The following is an 18,949-nucleotide window of genomic DNA, read 5'->3' on the forward strand; positions in this document are numbered from 1 at the left end:
TGCTTATCCTTTCACAGCCGACAAGGTTACTCCGCGCATGATGAACTTCTGGAAGATCAGGAACACGAGAATCGGCGGCAGTGACACCAGGAAGAGAATTGCAAACTTAATGTTCGTATTCAGCGCCTTGACGTTGATAACATACTTATAGATCGCAGTCGCGAGCGTATATTTATCCTCCGTGTGCATGACCAGTGACGGCCAGAACCAGTCGTTCCACGCTGTAGAAAAAATAAAGATGGCCAGCGTAGCAAAAATCGGCACGGACAGCGGAACAGCAATGGAGAAAAAGCTTCTCGGCTCCGAGGCTCCGTCAATCCGCGCAGCTTCAAAGATTTCCGGGTGAATTCCGTCAAAAAAGTTCTTCAGCAGCAGGAAAAGGAACGTATTCGCTCCGGCTGGCAGCCAGAATGCCGCATACTGGTTGAGCAGGCCCAGCTCCTTCAGATTGACAAAGTTCGGAATCATATAACTGGTTGCCGGGATAAACAGCGTCATCAGGAAAAAGAAATAGAAGGCTTTCCGGTACGGCACATTCATCCGGGAAATACTGAACGAGGCCATGCCGAGCACTACAAGTGTCACTACCATATTCCCTACAAATATATACAGGGTATTCTTCAGGAACATCAGAAGATCAATGTAATTCACAGCATCCTTCAGATTGCTGAAATGCCACTCCTGCGGGAAAAAATGCGGCGGGAAGGAGTTGACCTCCTGGTTGGACTTCAAGCCGTTGAACATGGTCATCAGGATTGGATACATCATGGTGAAAACCATTATGGCAATAAGGAATACCATAAGGCCGTAGACGACTTTGTTGCTTGTCTTTTTCAGATCATGTTCGGACAAAATCCCTCTCTCTGCGCTCTTCATTCTAGTTATCCTCCTTCCCCAGCTTGAACTGTAAAATACCCAAGCCGCTCAGGACGATAAACATCAGCATGCCAAACGCCGTCGCCGTTCCATAATCAAGCCTGGTGAAGGCATACTTCACGATCAGCAGCGCATAGGTAAGTGTGGTCTTATTCGGCCCGCCGTCCAGCAGCGCCAACTGTGACTGGTATCCTTGAGAGGTCGCGATGATCTGCAGAATCAGCATCAGGACAATCAGATTGCGCAGGGATGGCAGTGTAATATGGCGGATACGCGCCCAGACACCGGCTCCGTCAATCTCAGCCGCTTCGTACCAGTCACGCGGAATACTGAGCACGGCGGCCAGATAGATCAGCATCCCCGAGCCAAACTGCTGCCATGTTTCCATAAATACAAGCGAGAGCATAGACCACCTGCTGTCCGTCAAAAAAGGGATCTGGTCCGCCCCAAGCGTACCCAGCAAGGCATTAATCGGTCCGACCGGATCATAGAGCCATCTCCACAGCCCATAAAGAACTACCGCAGGCATCACATAGGGAAGATAAGCTGCTACCCGCACAAACCCTCCGAACCTCCGGAGTTCTGAGATCGCAATAGCGAAGGCAATCGGCACCCAGAAGCCGACGACAAGACAGAGCAGCATGTAATACAGCGTATTTTTGACTGCGATCAGGACATCGGGGTCCGTGAGTGCTGTACCATAATTGCCGAAGCCTACAAAGGTATTTCCTTTGACAAAATCCACAGTATAAAAGCTGTACAGAAAGCCTTTGAAAATCGGCACCCACATAAACATAATGAAGATGACAAGGGCGGGCACGAGAAACATATAGCCCCAAAAATTCTTTTTCCAGCGGTTCTGTTTGTAAGGTGTACTCCCCGGCTTCGCCGGCAGCTCATCGTTTAATATAGCTGTCTGGTTCATCTGGCTCCCTCATTCCTTTCGTGTTGCAGCACATTGACAAAGTGCTTCTTACCTTAATTGTAGGAAAGGCGGGGGAGGCTGAACATGTCTATATCTACCGAAGTCATGAGCGTTCTTACTTCTTCAGTTCACTCGGGCTGATGCCATAGTATTTTTTGAAAATCTTGCTGAAATGCTCCGGCGATTCATACCCGACCCGCTCAGCAATCTCATAGCGGCGCAGATCGGTATTCAGAATCATCTCCCGGCTGTCCTCCATCCGCAGCTTAATTACATATTCCCACAGATTATGGCCTGTGTTTTTTTTGAAGAGGTAGCTGAGGTAGTTGGGGCTGACATGATTTTTTTTGGCAACCTCATGGATAGTTAATCCCTTCTGGGCGTAATTCTCATCGATATACTCCTTGGCCTTCTGCACGATCAGATTGCTGCGCGTGTGCAGCTCCTCTGCCGAAGGATCGGCGGCATAATTATTCCAGTTGAAATCGCCGTAATAGAACACATAATGGTCGCTATGCTCCTTGTTCCAGAGAATGGCCTTGGAGGACTGCCGGTTCAGCACCTCCATGAATGACAGTCCCTTGAGGATCTGGCTTATTCCAATGACTGCATTCAGATGCAGAAATTTCTGGACATTAAAATGCAGACTGCGACCCAGCGCATCCAGCCTGCCTACCTGGCCCGTCCCCGCTTCTTCATAGCTCTTCTCGTCCCATTGGATAATGACTGTGATTTCTTCATCCGGGGAGTAAAAAGCAGTAGAGCTCCATTCCTGATCCAGCAGTTCTTTGGCAATATTGAGCGCCCCGTAACGCAGCAGGCCTCTGTCACGGGAGCTATAGTTCTTGCCCCCCATACTTTCGTCAGGCAGCGGAAGCTTTATTTTGAGTACGGAGAAATAGGGACCCTGCAGCTTCAGTTCATCCAGCTTAGCCATCCCTTCCTCATCGTTTAGAACAGCAGCCGGGTCTGCCAGCAGCGCATTCAGCACCTTACTGTATTCCGGCAGCGGTTCCTCCAGCTTGAAGCTATCGCCAAGTCCGGCCATGAAGGTGGCCAGCTCCGGCGAAGGCCGGTCCATTTTGAGCAAGACATTCCGTACTGAATCAAGAAACTGCTCGCTGTTGAGCGGCTTGATTAAATAATCCTTCGCCCCCAGCCTTACGGCCATCTGGGCATATTGAAAGGTTTCATGCGCCGAGATTACGATCGTCTGTACCCAGGGCTTCGCCAGCTTGGCATGCTGCATCAGCTCAATACCGCTCATCGCGCCCATCTGAATATCGGTCACCAGTAAGTCGACCTCCTCCATCCGGATACAGTCAAGCGCTTCAAACCCGCTGTTCGCGGTATAAATATGGTCGATATCCAGTCCGGAAGAAGCAAGCAGATTGCTGAGCCCCTTACAAATTAGCGGTTCATCGTCCACAACCAGAATATTGAACATATGGTGAATCCCCCTTCTATTCTTGAACTTCCGTTATCGGCAGCATGACAGAAGCCACTGTTCCGCCTCCCGGACGGGGGCCGTAGCGAATACCATAGCCAGGGCCGAAATGCAGCTGCACCCGTTGGTTTATATTCCGGATACCGTAGCCGCCCGTTGGATTAGGACTATCATCATTCAGCACATGAGCAATCGCCCCGTAGTCGACCTGTCTATAACCGTTATCTGCAATAGTAATCAGTACCGTATCATCTATAACAGCTGCCGTAATGATGATTTGACCGTCTTCATCCATATTTTTGACTCCGTGAATAATGGCATTCTCAATCAGAGGCTGAAGTGTAATTTTGGGAATCAGGTTGCTCTTCGTTTCCGGTGCAATGTTCCAGATGACAGCAAACACATAATCATACCGGTGCTGCTGCAGCTTGATATAGGCTCCGGCATGCTCCAGCTCCTCCTCCAGGGTAATCAGCTCTCTGCCCCGGCTTAAACTGATCTTCATTAGCTTGGATAATTCCTTGATCATTTCCGCAGATTCCACATTGCCTTCCAGCGAGCTTTTCCAATAGATACTCTCCAGTGTGTTATATAGAAGATGAGGGTTAATCTGCTGATACAGCAGCTGCAGCTGTGATTCCTTCTGCTTGATCTCCATCTGGTATTTATACATAATCAGGCTGTTCAGCCTGCGGGCCATATCATAGGTCGAGGCGATCAGCACGCTGACTTCATCATTGCTGCCTCTCTTAGGCGTCTCGGGAACCCGGTTGCCCGGCTCATATTTGCGCACAAAAAAAGCCAGCTTCTGCAGCGGTGTCATCAGAGAACGCCAAAAATAAGTGATAATGATCAGACCGAACAAGGCATATGCAACCGTTATGTATTGAATGACCCGCTTCATTTCATTCTGCTGCTGCAGGAGCGCTTTTACCGGGACCTTATAGACCAGCTTCTGCCCCAGCATATGATTATTGTTCACGACATAAATAAAATCATTGGTAATCACATCCCGCGTGCCCTCCGGATCTCCGCTCTCCGCACCCTCGGGCAGCTCTAGAGCCTCTCCGGTGGAATTCGTGGTTGAAGCCAGCACCCGGTTATTCATATCCGTCAAGTAGATTTCCCCGCCCGGCAGTGAAATGGATTTCATCGACGTGCCGATCTTCGCCTCCATTTTGGTCACTACCAGCACGCCTATGGTTCCTGCCCCTAAATAGATGTTATTTACCGCTCTGACGTAGGTAAGGGTCTTCAGGTTCTCAGCCTGGGGACTAAGACGGTCCATGAACATCAGATACCCCCGTCCCTTCTGCCCCACTACCTGCTTAAACCAGAAAGGCTCCTCTTCCTTGGTGAAAAAATAAACGCCCGCCTTCTTCACCTGCGGAAAGTTGGGGGCAAAAAAGTAATAATTGTTCGGATCATATACGTACAGCGAGTAATAAATCGCATCGCCCCGCTCCGCCCCCTGCGAATAGCTGGCGAGCAGCTTTTCTATCGTTTCATACCGTTCGACGCGCTCCAGCACCGGATCAAGTCCGCTCATATTCAGCTGCTGCAGAATCGGATTTTGAATCACTGTTGTGGTGATCTTATTCACCGTATCGATATCCCTGTTGATAATCGCAAAATTTTGTTTATTCAGCTCCACATAGGCATTCGTCACATGACGCTTTAATATCTGCTCCGCCTTGTAGTTCCCATAGCTGTTAAGAATCAGGATCGGCGCAAACATAATCAGGAACAGCAGAATCAGCTGCTGCTTGACGCTCAGCCTGACAATAGGTTTCATTAATGCGGACAACATCCCGGATTCACCTCCAGTTTCAATAATATAACAAACAGATAAGCGCTTACATAGGTCTATTTTAAAGTCAATTAGGTGTGTTTGTATGCAATTTTTCCGGTGGGCAGTGGTAGGGGAGGCTAATAGGAGTCATTACGCGGAACATTTGGACCTCCGGCCGCTGTTGCCTCCGGATTTCTATGATTTATACCGCGCAGCGGATCAAATCCGAAAAAAGGAACTGTCACCTGACAGCTCCCTTCCGTTTACTTGCTAGCTCATTATGATATTAGGATTTATTCGGAGCAGTTCTTTCTCCACAAATCTGTACCGATGGAGGGCTATCGTACAAGTAAGAGATTTGGGGGCATTCATTAGGTTAAAATACGCAGCTCTGAAGGCTCTGTCCAGACGTGATACGTTATCAATGTTAACTGCCGTCCCCCGATTGATGATGCTGAAATGACATCCGGTGCTGTTAAGCGCACTGACCCAGTAACGCAAGGGACCCATGATGTAATATACGCCTTCCCTTGTATGTACCAGGATAGACTGTGATTCGCTAGTATTGCACTTAAGAAACAAGATGTGCTGGAAGTCGACAGAGATGATCCCGCTAGATCCGTCTGGAGTTTCGGTCACGGATAAATAATTCACGGAACACACTCTACTTTCTTATATTTTGTTAAAAAGAGGAGACAATTCGTGCCAAAACAAAACGCAGCATTGACTTACATTTTTTTCTAAATACAATGCTATTATATTCAATATTTATCCACCCGTATAGCAAATTTTCAGAAGGTTAAGCCGAACCGTTAATCAGATAATCTGGTCACCGATCGCAGTGAATCGTTGTAAATTCCCGATGGTTCTGCAATACTATCTATAAAATTATGATTTAAGGGGATTAGATTATGGAACCCGTTGCATCTAAGGGCAGCTACTCACTGGGCGCTCGATCCGCTATTGCTGCAGGTTATCGCCATACCGTCGGGCTTCATTCGGACGGCACGGTGACGGCTGTGGGCGATAATAAATATGGCCAATGTGATGTAAGCGGCTGGCGCGATATGGTGGCGGTTGCGGCGGGTAATGCTCACATAGGGAATGCTCATACTATCGGACTTAAAGTGGATGGTACGGTGGCGGCTGTGGGGTGGAATAAATATGACCAATGCAATGTAAGCGGCTGGCGCGATATTGTGGCGGTTGCAGCGGGTTGGCGCCGTACCGTCGGGCTTCAATCGGATAGCACGGTGGTTGCTGCGGGTCGAAATAATGAAGGCCAGTGTAATGTTAGCGGCTGGTGTGACATCATAGCGGTTGCAGCAGGTGACTGGCACACTGCCGGGCTTAAAGCGGACGGTACGGTGGCGATTGCCGGCAATAACCGGTATGGTCAAAGCAATGTAAGTGACTGGCACGATATGGTGGGGGTTGCGGCGGGTTACCTTCATACCGTTGGGCTTAAATCGGACGGCACGGTGGCGGCTGTGGGGTGGAATAAGCGTGACCAATGCAATGTTAGCAGCTGGCACGATATGGTGGCAATTTCGGCGGGTAGTAATCATACCATCGGGCTTAAATCGGACGGCACAGTGGCAGCTGCGGGTTGGAATGAGCATGGCCAATGTAATGTAAGCGGATGGCGTGATATTGTAGCGGTTGCAGCGGGTTGCACTCATACGATCGGGCTTAAAGCGGACGGTACGGTTGTTGCAGCGGGTGATAACCAAAATGGCCAATGCGATATAAACGGCTGGCGTGGCATCCAACTGCCCGGCAGTTATTTTCAATAATATAATGTTGAAAGCCATGCGCCTATTTCTCTCGCATGGCTTTAGTGCTGAAGTGGGACAGTGAATTATTTGGTGTAGCCGTTCATCTGCAGCCAGGAAGCGCAGGCTCCCGTCCAGCCGCTGGTATGCTGCTCCCCGGTGGCGAGCCCCAAACCATGTGTCCCGTGGGTATAGATATGAAGATCAAACGGAACCCCCTGGCGGCGCAGCGCAGCGGCGAGCAGCAGGCTGTTCTCCACCGGCACACTCTCATCATCCGCGGTATGCCAGAGGAATGCAGGCGGTGTATCTGCTGTAACTTGCAGCTCTCCGCTGAGCTGACGGACCAGCTCCTCAGCGGGATGCTCTCCGAGCAGATTGGCCTTTGAACCTTCATGTGTCACGCCTTCCATCATGGAAATGACCGGGTAACACAGGATCGAGAAATCCGGCCGGGAGGACTGGCGGTCCAGCTCCTCGCCCGCTTCCGGATTCCCCCGGTCAAATAAGCTGGAAGCAGTTGAAGCCAGATGCCCTCCGGCGGAGAATCCCAGGATTCCGAGCCTGCCCTGATCAATTCCATATTCATCTGCCCGCAGGCGGATGGTGCGCAGCGCTCTCTGAGCATCCTGCAGTGCACTTGGATATTGATATGGTGCTACGCGGTAACGCAGCACAAAGGCTGAGATCCCCAGTGTATTCAACCACTCGGCTACTGGACCTCCTTCATGATCGGCACGCAGCCAATAGCCGCCTCCCGGACAGATCAGTACTGCGGCATTCCCTTTGCCTTCCACCAGATACGGTGTAATCGCCGGACAATCTTCCTCGCTGCTTCCCAGTGCCCCCGGAGCCCCCTCCGGCCATAACAATAATGTTTCCATCTGCATCCCTCAAGCTTTCTTCTATAATAGAATAATGAGTCTAAGGAGTTGCTTTACCCTCGACCACTAGTCTATCAAGCCCTTACAATTCATGCAATCCGGTAATCACAAGATCCGCCTCACGCAGCACCTCCGGTTTGCCGATGCCGACCACCTGCATGCCTGCCGCTTTTCCTGCCGCCACTCCCGCCTGTGCATCTTCGAACACCACGCACTCCCGGGGCTGCAGCCCAAGCTCATGACAGGCTGTCTGAAACACCTCAGGATCCGGCTTGGCTCTGGATACTTTGTTGCCGTCAATAACAGCGTCGAACATCCTGGCAATATTCAGCTTATCCAGAATAAACAGCGCATTTTTGCTGGCTGAACCCAGAGCAATGCCTACACCCCTTTTCCTAAGCCTCTTCAGATATTCCTTAACGCCGGGCATCAGCTCAGACTGGTCCAATTGGGAGATATACTCTACATAGAGACGGTTCTTCTTGCCCGCCATCTCAAGCTTCTTGGCCTCCGTAAATTCCAGGTTGCCAATCTCCAGCAGAATATCGAGCGACGTCATCCGGCTGACTCCCTTCAACCGTTCATTATGTTCTTCTGTAAACTCGAAGCCCAGCTCTTCGGTCAGTGAACGCCAAGCCAGAAAATGATATTTGGCCGTGTCCACAATTACACCGTCCAGATCAAAAATTGCGCCTTTCATTTGCTCCAGCATGTTTCCTGTCCTCCCTATTCTAACTGCAGCCGCAGCCGCGCTCCCGAAAGGCACAGCTGCCGCTCACCACCAATCGCAATCAGCGCCAAAGCATTGCGATTACCCGTGGCTGCGGTCACTGTAATCTCATTCCGGCTAATCCGCAGCCTGAAGCTGTCCCCAAGCAGGATCAGCGGTAACTCCACGGCATTCCACTGCTCCGGCAATGATGGGTTGATGTATAGCGTCTCACCGTCAAACTGTACCCCCGCAAAGCCGAGCACTGCCGCCATCCAGGCTCCCCCACTCGCAGCCGGATGCGTTCCTCCAATATAGAGATCTCCGACATACTGCTTGGACTCGCCGGTAAGATCCACGGTTGCCGTCCGCATAAAATAAGGATATCCCCAATCCGGCGAACCGATATCGGCGGCCACCAGCGCATAGATACACGGGCTGAGGCTGGAGCCGTGTTCTGTCCGGGGCTCATAGAACTCCCAGTTCGCCTGCTTCACCTCCCTGGAGTAGGATCGTTTGAAGAGATTAAGCATCAGCACAACATCCGCCTGCTTCAATATAGTGGTTGTCGTAGCTAGGCCATTGCCCCCGCCCCAATATTCATTTTTGTGGATGACCCGTGATTTCAGTTCTGCCAGCCCCACTTCTTCCAGCTGGAAATAGCGGTCGAATTGCTCAATGAGCAGTGTTTCCGGATCAGGCTGCGGCACATAGAAGCTGTCCAGCATCGTTTGGAATTCTTTCAAAAAAGGGCCGTCTGCGAATTGCCCGTTCAGCTTCCGGAACTCCTCCGGGAACTTAGACTGCAGCAGATCTGCACTCTTCAGCGCAACCTCCAGCGTTTCTTTCACCAGGGCATTGGTGAACGCATTGTTGTTCACCCGCTCATGATATTCATCCGGCCCGGTAACATCGAGAATCTCATACCGCTGTTTGACCGGATTGTAGTAGGCATAAGAATAGAAGAAGCGCGCACATTCCCAGATAACCTCAGCACCGCCATCTGTCAGTAAAGTGTTATCTCCGGTGAACATCACATACTGCCAGATCCCGTGCACCACATCCCCGCTGATATGCACCTGCTTGTCGCGGAAATAGGTCCGCACCCTGCGGCCGGTAAACACATCATTAACATTGAAAAGGGTGCAGGCGTCATCACCCGAATCCTGGCTTTCCCAGGCGTAGAACGCGCCCAAGAATCCGTATTCTGCTGCCTTCCGTCGTGCACCCTCCAGCGTATGGATGCGGTACATCAGCAGATTACGGGCTGTGCTGGGATCACTGTGGAGGAAAAAAGGCAGCATGAACATTTCCGTGTCCCAGAACACAGCACCTTTATACACTTGCCCCGACAGCCCCCGGGCCGGAATCGAAACCTTCTCGGAGCCGGTTGGCGCAATAATCAGCAGCTGATAGATGCTGTACCGCAGCGCAAACTGGGCGTCATCATCCCCTTCAATTATGCAATCACTCTGCAGCCATCGCTCCTCCCATGCATCACGGTGAGCCTCAAGCAGACGTTCATAGCCCGCTTCTTCCGCTGCACGGACATTCCGCTCGGCAAGTAAGGCCGGATCGCCGCCGGCATCAAGCCCCGTGTAGACCGCTGCGAATTTAAACCATTCATAAGTCTCTCCTGCCTTGGCATCGAATGAGATCATCCGGATTGCACGGTCACCGATTGTCTCTTGTGCATCGAAGCTGAATACGGTCCTTTCAGCAACTGACACCGGCACCCCCAGCTCACCAGTAACCGCACTTGAGCGGAGCACACCTTCCACAAACTGCTCCTGACACGCATACAGATGAGGGCCGTTTATATCCCATACATCCCCATCGATTCCGCTCGCAATCTCAATCCGGCAATCCACCGTACTGCGTATGCTTAGCTTGCCTGCCAGGAGATGTAATTCATCCATGCTGACGAAACGTTCAGCAGTGAATACCAGCTGTCCACTTCCGGTTAGGCCGTATACCGTCTCCCGTTTGTGGACTGCGCCGCGTATATCAAGCTCCTGTGTGTGGGCCTCAGGCTCAGTGTCCAGCACTCCGAGCTGCTGTCCGTTGCTGCTGAGTCTGGTGAACAGCCCGTTCGGGGCATTCACCGGCTCGCGCCACTTCCCGGCGGCCTGATCATATACACCAGCCAAGGTGACTGCGGCCAGCTGTTCCTTGCCGAACTCCTCCAGCGTTCCACGGTATCCCATATAACCGTTACCGGCCATAAATTTGTTGCCATTCGACGTGATCCGCTCCCGGTCAAAGACCTGATCTTGTACCATCCAGCTCATCCGGCCATCATCCCTTCGCATAGCGGGAGTTCGATAGCGTCGGCACCTACCTTGATCTGCCGCCCATTCATAATGATCTCTGTGCTTCCGCCAGAGACAGCCTGTATCCGCACTGAATCGATAGTAACCTCCAATTTCAACAGAACCCCCTCATACAAAACCTGGAAGCTGTAGGAGGTCCAGCGTTCCGGCAGCGAAGGCTGGAAGCTTAGCCGGTCCCCGTCCGAGCGCATGCCGCCGAACCCGTAGACGATGTTCATCCAGGCAGCCGCAATGGAGGTTGTGTGCAGCCCCTCGCGGGTGTTGCGGTTATAGTTGTCGAGATCAAGCCGGGTTGCGAATTCGAAGAAATGATACGCTTCCTCAGGTTTGCCGATTTCACTGGCCAGAATGGAATGGATGGATGGTGATAGCGATGATTCATGAATGCAGCGCGGCTCATAATATTCGTAATTGGCACGTTTGGCTTCCTTGGAGAATTGACCGTTATAAAGGAACATGAACATCAGTACATCAGGCTGCTTTATCATGTCATAGCGGTACAGGCGGTCATAAGACCAATTCGAATACAGCGGAAATTCCGTCACCGGAATCGAATGAATATCAATATGAGGCATATCAAAAAATCCGTCATGCTCTTCATAAACACCGCTGTCTTGATCTAACGGAATGCGCATATGCTCCGCCTTGCTTCTCCAGTCTGCCAATTCGTCTTCATGGAGCGCGGTTTTAGCAGCCAGCTGGACGAAGGCCTCCGGCACAGCCGCCTGCATATGAGCCACCGTTTCGAGGGTATAATCGAACAATTTTTTAGCCATCAGGTTGATGTAGCAGTTATTGTTCACCATTAACTGGAATTCATCAGGACCCATGACCCCAAAATAACCAAACTGGCCGCTGCGTGCCCCCCATTGACCGCGTGTGGCATAAAACCGGCTGATCTGAATCAGCATTTCAGCACCTTTACTGTAGAGGAATTCCTTGTCGTCCGTATTTTTTACATAATGCCAGATACCGTAGGACACAGCCGTCCCGACATGAAGCTGCAGGTTAGAATGCTGCCACAGGTCGCAGCTTTCGGTTCCGTCTATTGTCGCAATTGGATAGCAAGCCCCTTCGCAATCCACATCCTTGGCCCGCTTCATTGCCTCGGGCAGTGTTTTATAACGGAATTCCAGCAGGCTTTTGGCCGCCTTCGGATTGTTGAACATATAGAACGGCAGGCAGTACGACTCCGTATCCCAGAAAGCAAGCCCGCGGTAGGCTTCACCCGTCAACCCTTTTGCGCCGATATTATAGCCGGGATGGTCGCCATGGTACGTCTGGTACAGCTGAAAAATACAAAAACGGATGCCCTGCTGATTCTCCGGGTCACCTTCAATGACGATATCGCTGGTCTCCCATATCCCTTTCCAGTAGTCGGTTTGAGCGTTGAATATTTCAGCCTCATTTAACCCTGCAGTTGTTGCAGCAAGCTCCATCCCTTCTTTCCATAATTCATCTGCTGCCCTAGAACCGCTGCTGTCCGCACAATTGACGGCAAGCTTCGTATAATGTACCTTTTCTCCTTCTATTAAAGGCAGGGTGAACGACTCACCGATAAATTTATCCCGCTCTACACGCGATGGACTGAGCTGGACCGGAGACTGCAGGACAAACCCGGAAAACAGCTTATTCCCCGTAGTCAACGTCTCCGCCATAATCGCGGTAATCCCGTCTCTCCCTCCGCTGCGCAGACCGTTCCACATACTTTGGCCCCGTTCCTCATGGATCATCGCAAAATCAAGTCCCGTACACACCTGAACATTGCCTGAGAAATTTAGCGGCTCAAAGGCAACCCTCTGCAGTCCGAGATGGGACATGGTCATACTGACCAGCCGGGTAAAGGTTAGTTTCAGTTGTTTGCCATTCTCCAGATGCCATATTAATTCGCGGCAATAGGTGCCGGTGCGGAAATCCAGCCTGCGGCTGTAATCCGATATTTTACTGAAAGCTAAATCCAGCTGTTCGCCGTCAATCGTAATCCGGGTATACAGCCAGTCCACCGCATTCACCATATAGCGCAGAGAACGGATAATGCCTTTGTAATGGTTGCCGACCGCCTGCTCTTCATTAAGGCCGTTGAAATAGCTGCCCATGAGCGTATCCCCGCTGTAGCCTTCCTCAGCATAACCCCGCACCCCCATATACTCATTGCCCAGTGAAAAAATCGATTCCGAGGTCCGGTTCCGCTCCTGATCAAAGCCCTCTTCAATAATTGCCCAAGGGTCGACCTTTAAATATTTATCTGCTACTTTTGCCATATCTGATTTCTCCTTCTCCCGAGTATCAACGCTCCTATCCAGCGTACCTTTCAGGAGATAAGAGGCCAATGTCAGGCTATATCTGAGTTATGTGCATTTTTACGGAGATAAAAAAACAGCCTCCCCACAATTGTGTAAAGTGGGAAATGGCTGTTATAATAAACGTTAATTATGGATTTCCTCCCCTATTTCGGAGAAAAACATATTAAATCTCACACGTATGAAGTGAAAATTATCACAATGTTAAAAATTCGACACTTTTTATCGAAAATTTTTAACCATTATGAGGAATTTCAAGGTATAATTAATTTAAAATTTATTGAAAAACTGAGGGAATAAAGGGGATGTCGATTATGATAAAGGAACATTACAATGTTATCGAAGCCCACGGAAATACAAACTGTTTCTCCGAGCAGAACTTTAACAGACTTCTGGTCACAATGAAAGAACGTATGGTCCCTGAAGGATCACATCTGTTCTGGGAGGGTGACTACTCGGATAAATTGTTTTATATCAAACGTGGACGTGTTAAACTGACCAAATCTACCGACGAAGGCAAAGAACTGATTCTTTATATGTATCAGGCTGGTGACATGGTAGGCCAAGCTGACCCGTTCTTCAGCACGAAGCACAGCTTCACTGCCGAAGTAATTGAGGAAAGCGAGGTTGGCGTAATTGAGCAGAAGGATCTGGAGATTCTGATCTGCCAACACTGCGATTTCGCCATCGACTTTATGAAATGGATGGGTATCCATCACCGTCTCACACAGACGAAATTCCGTGACTTGATGATGTACGGCAAACCAGGCGCACTCTGCTCCACACTGATTCGTCTTGGCAACACCTATGGCGAGAAGAATGGAGACAATATTCTGATCAACAAAAAAATTACGCATACGGATCTGTCCAACATGATCGGTGCTACCCGTGAGAGTGTCAACCGGATGCTGAGCGATCTGCGTAAAAAAGATGCCGTTGAATATGAGAATGGCATGATTGTCATTAAGGATCTTAGCATGCTGCAGGAAATCTGCCATTGCGAATTATGTCCTAACGAAATTTGCCGTATCTAATTCCCTAGTAACATTACCCTCTATTCTCCTCATTGAAACATATATGGCCCAAATATTCTGCACAATAAAATAGAGTGGTCAAGGCGCTTACCTGGCGTCTTTTTTCTTATGTATGAGTAAGTTGTAAACCCCAAAATGGTTAAAGCTCTTCATTGTGCCCCTCCACCGACATTTCTAAATCCAGTGTAACAAAAAAACTGTCCTGAGGGCTATTGCCTCAGAACAGTTTATCAGTACATGCTTAATGTTTGCTGAATTTGGAGCGAACCGGAGAGATCAGCCAATACGCCATTCCGACGAACAGACCGCCGCCGATAATATTTCCTAAAGTGACCGGAATCATATTGTGCAGCCAGCCGGCAACCGTTACCGTTTCTGGATGATTCGGCAGTAAAACGGCCACACTAAGCAGTGTCATGTTAGCCACACTATGCTCATAACCACTGGCGATGAAGGCGAACAGACACCACCAGATAAGCACCAGCTTGGCAGCTTCACTTTTAGCTCGTGAAGACATCCATATGGCCAGACAGACCAGCCAGTTACAGAGAATCCCCCGGAAGAACAGCTCTGAGAAGGGAAGTGTCATCTTTTTGGCTGCTGCAGCGAAAATCAGATGCTCTGCAGGTGCTGCCTTGAACAGTCCGGTTCCCTGAATCAGCAGTGCAAGAATAATGGCCCCGCCGACATTGCCGATAAAGACGATGACCCAGTTCTTGAGCGTATCCCACACCGTAGTTCTTCCGGCAAGTGTACTTACCGTAAAGAACATATTGTTCCCGGTAAACAGCTCTGAGCCCGCAAAGATAACCAGTGTCAGCGCGATCCCGAAGGAGGCTCCCATTACCAGCGGCTGAAACGGTGATTTGATTGCAGCCAGAGGCGCACCAAGGGAGAAGATAAGGATAATTCCGATTCCAACGTAAGCCCCGGCCAGTAATGCAGCCAGAAAGTACCTCGGCAAACTCTCATTCATTTTGTCACGTTTGCTAACTGCTGCCTCTACGATGTTCTCGACACTTTGCGTAAACATCTTTCCACCCCGCCATTTCTCTACATAGTTTAGCTTTGAATCATTGTTTCTTACAGGATGACATTGACGTTATCGCCATCCACCGTAACGGGGAAGGTGGCAACGATGCCTTTATCCGGAGCCTGAACCTCTCCAGTGCGAAGATCGATCTTCCAATCATACAACGGATCATACAGATAATAGCCGGATACAATTCCTTCAGCCAGCGGACCGCCTTTTGGATGCGGACTCCGGTTTTCCACAGCATAGAATTGGTCATCAGAAGTCCGGAATATAGCCAGCTCCACCGGACCGCAGGTGACTACACGGCCTATCTGCGGCAGGAAATGCTGAAGCGTGCCTAGCGTATACTTAAGTTTTGTGCTTTCCATGGTCTTCTCTCCTTTGGGTTCCGTTTATAGGTTGGCTTTTTCGAACAGTGCGCTGCGGGTATTATCATCATCCAGCATTTTTTTCCATGGATCTGAAACCTGGGCCAAGGCAAAATCAATCCGTGCAGCCAGTTCCTTGCGGTTCTCTGCATTGTCCATAATCACGCGATGGATGTTCTCCAGACCCATGCGTTCCACCCACTCGGAGGTTCTTTCCAGATAGTTCCCGGTTTCACGGTAGTACTGCATAACCGCTGAACAGACCTCAACCAATTCTTCATCTGTCTTCACCTTGCAGAAGGAATCAGCGATACGCGGCTTAATTCCGCCGTTTCCGCCAATGAACACTTCCCAGCCGCCGTCATTGCCGACGATACCGATATCCTTGGTGCAGGATTCTGCACAGTTACGCGGGCAGCCGTTAACAGCCATTTTGAATTTGGCCGGGAAATCAAGCCGTTCATATTTGCGTTCAAGCATTGCTCCTACACCCATTGAGTCCTGGGTGCCGAAGCGGCAGAACTGGTTGCCGACACAGGTCTTGACAGTCCGAAGCGACTTGGCATACGCATAACCGGATGGCATATCCAGCTCTTCCCAGACCTTAGGCACATCCTCTTTTTTGACACCAATCAGGTCCAGACGCTGTCCGCCGGTTACCTTCACTACCTTCACATCATATTTAATGGAGACATCAGCAATCCGCTTCAGATCCTCCGGTGTAGTTACACCGCCATACATCCGGGGAACGACGGTAAATGTGCCGTCCTTCTGGATATTCGCACTCATACGCTCATTAACGAAGCGGGATTCTTTCTCGTCTTCATGCGTGTCCGGATAGATCATGCCTAGGTAGTAGTTCACGGCCGGACGGCATTTGGAGCAGCCCTCAGCCTGTTTCCAGTCCAGTACATTCATGACTTCCTTGGTAGTCTTAAGCCCCTTGGCAGTAATCTCGGCTACAATCTCATCACGGCTAAGTGATGTACAGCTGCAAATGCCGGCTTTGGCGCTCTGTTGGAAGCTATCGCCAAGGACAAACTGGAGAATCTGTTCCACGACAGGCTTACAGCCGCCGCAGGAACGCGTGGCTCCGGTGCAGGCTTTAATTTCATCCACAGTGGTAAATCCGTTCTCTGTCACTGCATCGACAATCGCCTTTTTGGTGACCCCATTACAGCCGCAGACAATTTCTTCATCAGCCATCGTTTCGACAGATAAGCCTTGTTTGGCTCCGCCACCGCCGCAGCAGCCAGTACCCATTACTTCATTGTATATTTCATCAGTCATTTCAGAGCCCTGCTTCACCAGCTTCTGCAGGCTGGCCGATTCGGTAACATCACCGAACAATACTGCACCGACGATAATATTGTCCTTCAGCAAAATCTTCTTGTAGGTTCTCTTCCACTCGTCTTTCGCTGAAATAACCGTATGCTCAGCTGTTTCCGTAAATTCACCGGCGGAGAATACATCTACTCCGGAAATCTTCAGCTTCGTAGCCACAACCGACCCTTCATATGGCTGGGTGGATGCTCCGACAAGATGCTTAGCCAGCACCATACCCTGTTCAAACAGCGGTGCTACCAGACCGTAGCAGGTCCCGCGGTGTTCTGTACACTCTCCGACAGAATAAACATTCTCCATAGAGGTCTGGAGATAGTCGTTCACGACAATCCCGCGGTTAACTGTAATACCGGAGTCTTTAGCAAGCTGAGTGTTCGGCTTAATCCCGACAGCCATCACCACGAAATCCGCCTGCAGCTCCGTACCGTCACTGAATCGCAGTCCGTTAACCCGCTCTTCGCCTGTCAGCTCAACCGTCTGCTTGCCCATGGCAAACTTCACGCCTTGACGTTTCAGTTCAGCCTGCAGCATGGACGAAGCGGTATGATCCAGCTGCCGCTCCATCAGGTCCTCCAGCAGATGCACTACTGTCACATCCATGCCGAGATTAACCAGGCCTTTGGCTGCTTCGAGTCCGAGCAGTCCGCCGCCGATCACCGCTGCTGTACGGTACTGCTTGGCTGCAGCCAGCATGGCATCGCAATCTGCGATATCGCGGAAGCCGACTACGCCTTCTTTGGTGCTGCCCGGAACAGGAAGAATAAAAGAGTTCGAGCCTGTTGCAATAATCACTTTATCGTATGAAACGCTTAAACCGTTATCCGCGATGACCTGACGGGTATCTTCATCAATCCGGACTACGGTAGTCCCAGTATGCAGGGTAATATGGTTGTCTTCGTACCACTGGCGGTCATTCAGAATAATGTCCTCAATGCTTTTGCTGCCTTCAAGAACATATGAAAGCATAATCCGGTTGTAGTTAGGATGAGGCTCGCTGCCGAAGATGGTAATATCATAAGCGCCGCCCAGCTTAAGAATCTGTTCAATTGTACCCACGCCTGCCATCCCGTTGCCTATTAATACTAATTTTTCTCTCTCCACTCTCACTGTTAAAACCTCCCCGAAGCATCTAAATTCCTATGAAAACTTATCTCGTAAGAGAATTATACATTTTAAATTTGAACTGCATTTGTGATTGTAATCACATCAAATGTGAATTTTTTCACATTTTACACGCCATGTTAGCTTATCGCGATTCAATGGATATCTCCAACTAAAACAGCCATGCTTCTCTGCAGCCAGCTGCGGCAACAGAGAAACATGGCTATAGACAAAGACTAGTCAGATTACAGCATCACTATCGCAGTACAAGTGATAACTCCAGTTCATCCTGTATTCTTAGCTTCATATCGATACCGCTGTCTAGTAGCGTCTTATCGTTCAATTTCAGCTTCCATTCCTCATTGGTAAGCGGTTTATACTCCTTGACAGTCAGCACAGTCTTATTATTCTCCGCCAAATGAACAATTCCGCTGCTCAGAAGCAGGCCCCTTACAGACAGATTCTCCGTAAACGGCTGAACGTATGAATGTGTCAGCTCCGGCTGCTCACTCCCCCCGTTCACTTTAAAGATAACAGGCTGAAACGGAGTATTGGGTGCCGCCGCCTGTGCAGTAATCACTAGATTATCTTCCTGCTTAACTCTGGTATCCATATCTGTAATCCGCTTGCCGTTCAATTGAATTTCCCACACCATATCTTTCGCCAATGATACTTTATTTACAGTAAGCAGCGTAGATCCGTCTTCAGCAAAAGTGACGAGACCGCTGTTCTTAAGCAATTCCTGAATCGTTATCTCCTGCTTATACGCATCACTAAGCTGTCTGCCTGAACTCCCGGTCAGATCATTATCTCCCACCCTAAGGGAAAAACCAGGCTGGGTTGCCCCGGCGTCTGCAATATTTCCCTCCAGATTGCTATTAAGCTCAGAACAGCCTCCCATGATCACGACAAATAGAAGGCCCAGACATACGCGCCACATCAACTTCACAGACATTCCCGGCACCGCCCTTTTTTGCCTGATCACAGCTTCCAGCATTTCTCTCAGGCTTGTAGTCTTTATGTAT

At 49.9% G+C, this 18,949-nt stretch carries 15 protein-coding genes; 2 read left to right on the top strand and 13 right to left on the bottom strand.

The features are described 5' to 3' along the window. Positions 1-3: 3 nt before the first annotated feature. From JRJ22_RS20590 to JRJ22_RS29790, 5 genes are all read right to left on the bottom strand, one after another. Complete coding sequence (locus JRJ22_RS20590) at positions 4-876, bottom strand: carbohydrate ABC transporter permease (protein WP_206101275.1); 873 nt, start codon at positions 874-876, stop codon at positions 4-6. 1 nt (position 877) lies between these two features. Then, positions 878-1,705 carry a carbohydrate ABC transporter permease gene (locus JRJ22_RS20595; protein WP_206105227.1) on the bottom strand — a complete coding sequence of 276 codons (828 nt, stop codon included), beginning with the start codon at positions 1,703-1,705 and terminating at the stop codon, positions 878-880. Positions 1,706-1,916: 211 nt separating this feature from the next. Beyond that, positions 1,917-3,248, bottom strand: a complete 1,332-nt coding sequence (locus JRJ22_RS20600) for a response regulator (RefSeq protein ID WP_206101276.1) — start codon at positions 3,246-3,248, stop codon at positions 1,917-1,919. Between the two features lie 16 nt (positions 3,249-3,264). Beyond that, positions 3,265-5,058, bottom strand: a complete 1,794-nt coding sequence (locus JRJ22_RS20605) for a cache domain-containing sensor histidine kinase (RefSeq protein WP_206101277.1) — start codon at positions 5,056-5,058, stop codon at positions 3,265-3,267. A gap of 252 nt (positions 5,059-5,310) precedes the next feature. After that, positions 5,311-5,703: a LytTR family transcriptional regulator DNA-binding domain-containing protein gene (locus tag JRJ22_RS29790; RefSeq protein ID WP_408637845.1), complete on the bottom strand. Its 393-nt coding sequence runs from the start codon at positions 5,701-5,703 to the stop codon at positions 5,311-5,313. A 248-nt stretch (positions 5,704-5,951) separates the two neighbouring features. On the opposite strand from JRJ22_RS29790, the gene JRJ22_RS20615 reads away from it, so the two are divergent. Further along, positions 5,952-6,836 carry an RCC1 domain-containing protein gene (locus JRJ22_RS20615; RefSeq protein ID WP_206101279.1) on the top strand — a complete coding sequence of 295 codons (885 nt, stop codon included), beginning with the start codon at positions 5,952-5,954 and terminating at the stop codon, positions 6,834-6,836. Positions 6,837-6,901: 65 nt separating this feature from the next. Here the strand turns inward: JRJ22_RS20615 and JRJ22_RS20620 are convergent, their stop codons facing one another. The 4 genes from JRJ22_RS20620 to JRJ22_RS20635 form a co-directional block, all read right to left on the bottom strand. Further along, complete coding sequence (locus JRJ22_RS20620; protein WP_206101280.1) at positions 6,902-7,699, bottom strand: alpha/beta hydrolase; 798 nt, start codon at positions 7,697-7,699, stop codon at positions 6,902-6,904. An 82-nt stretch (positions 7,700-7,781) separates the two neighbouring features. After that, the gene (pgmB, locus tag JRJ22_RS20625) at positions 7,782-8,411 is read right to left on the bottom strand and encodes a beta-phosphoglucomutase (RefSeq protein WP_206101281.1); all 630 of its coding nucleotides are present in this window, start codon (positions 8,409-8,411) and stop codon (positions 7,782-7,784) included. Positions 8,412-8,425: 14 nt separating this feature from the next. Beyond that, positions 8,426-10,699: a glycoside hydrolase family 65 protein gene (locus JRJ22_RS20630; RefSeq protein ID WP_206101282.1), complete on the bottom strand. Its 2,274-nt coding sequence runs from the start codon at positions 10,697-10,699 to the stop codon at positions 8,426-8,428. Next, entirely contained in the window at positions 10,696-13,002 is a 2,307-nt protein-coding gene (locus JRJ22_RS20635; RefSeq protein ID WP_206101283.1) for a glycoside hydrolase family 65 protein, read from the bottom strand. The genes JRJ22_RS20630 and JRJ22_RS20635 overlap by 4 nt, the downstream gene beginning before the upstream one ends. 353 nt (positions 13,003-13,355) lie before the next feature. Here JRJ22_RS20635 and JRJ22_RS20640 point away from each other — a divergent pair, with 353 nt between their 5' ends. Continuing rightward, the gene (locus JRJ22_RS20640) at positions 13,356-14,075 is read left to right on the top strand and encodes a Crp/Fnr family transcriptional regulator (protein ID WP_370656199.1); all 720 of its coding nucleotides are present in this window, start codon (positions 13,356-13,358) and stop codon (positions 14,073-14,075) included. Between the two features lie 241 nt (positions 14,076-14,316). On the opposite strand, the gene JRJ22_RS20645 is transcribed toward JRJ22_RS20640, so the two are convergent. The 4 genes from JRJ22_RS20645 to JRJ22_RS20660 all read right to left on the bottom strand — a co-directional run bounded on the left by JRJ22_RS20645 (position 14,317) and on the right by JRJ22_RS20660 (position 18,879). After that, positions 14,317-15,108 carry a formate/nitrite transporter family protein gene (locus JRJ22_RS20645; protein WP_206101284.1) on the bottom strand — a complete coding sequence of 264 codons (792 nt, stop codon included), beginning with the start codon at positions 15,106-15,108 and terminating at the stop codon, positions 14,317-14,319. 50 nt (positions 15,109-15,158) lie between these two features. Next, on the bottom strand, positions 15,159-15,479 hold the full coding sequence (gene nirD, locus JRJ22_RS20650) for a nitrite reductase small subunit NirD (protein ID WP_206101285.1): 321 nt from the start codon (positions 15,477-15,479) through the stop codon (positions 15,159-15,161). Positions 15,480-15,503: 24 nt separating this feature from the next. Continuing rightward, positions 15,504-17,930 carry a nitrite reductase large subunit NirB gene (gene nirB, locus JRJ22_RS20655; protein ID WP_269751857.1) on the bottom strand — a complete coding sequence of 809 codons (2,427 nt, stop codon included), beginning with the start codon at positions 17,928-17,930 and terminating at the stop codon, positions 15,504-15,506. 250 nt (positions 17,931-18,180) lie between these two features. After that, positions 18,181-18,879 (bottom strand): hypothetical protein, encoded by a 699-nt coding sequence (locus JRJ22_RS20660; protein WP_206101286.1) that lies wholly within the window; start codon positions 18,877-18,879, stop codon positions 18,181-18,183. Positions 18,880-18,949: the final 70 nt, after the last annotated feature.

The sequence above is a fragment of the Paenibacillus tianjinensis genome (genome assembly GCF_017086365.1).
Classification (GTDB): Bacteria; Bacillota; Bacilli; order Paenibacillales; family Paenibacillaceae; genus Paenibacillus_AQ; species Paenibacillus_AQ tianjinensis.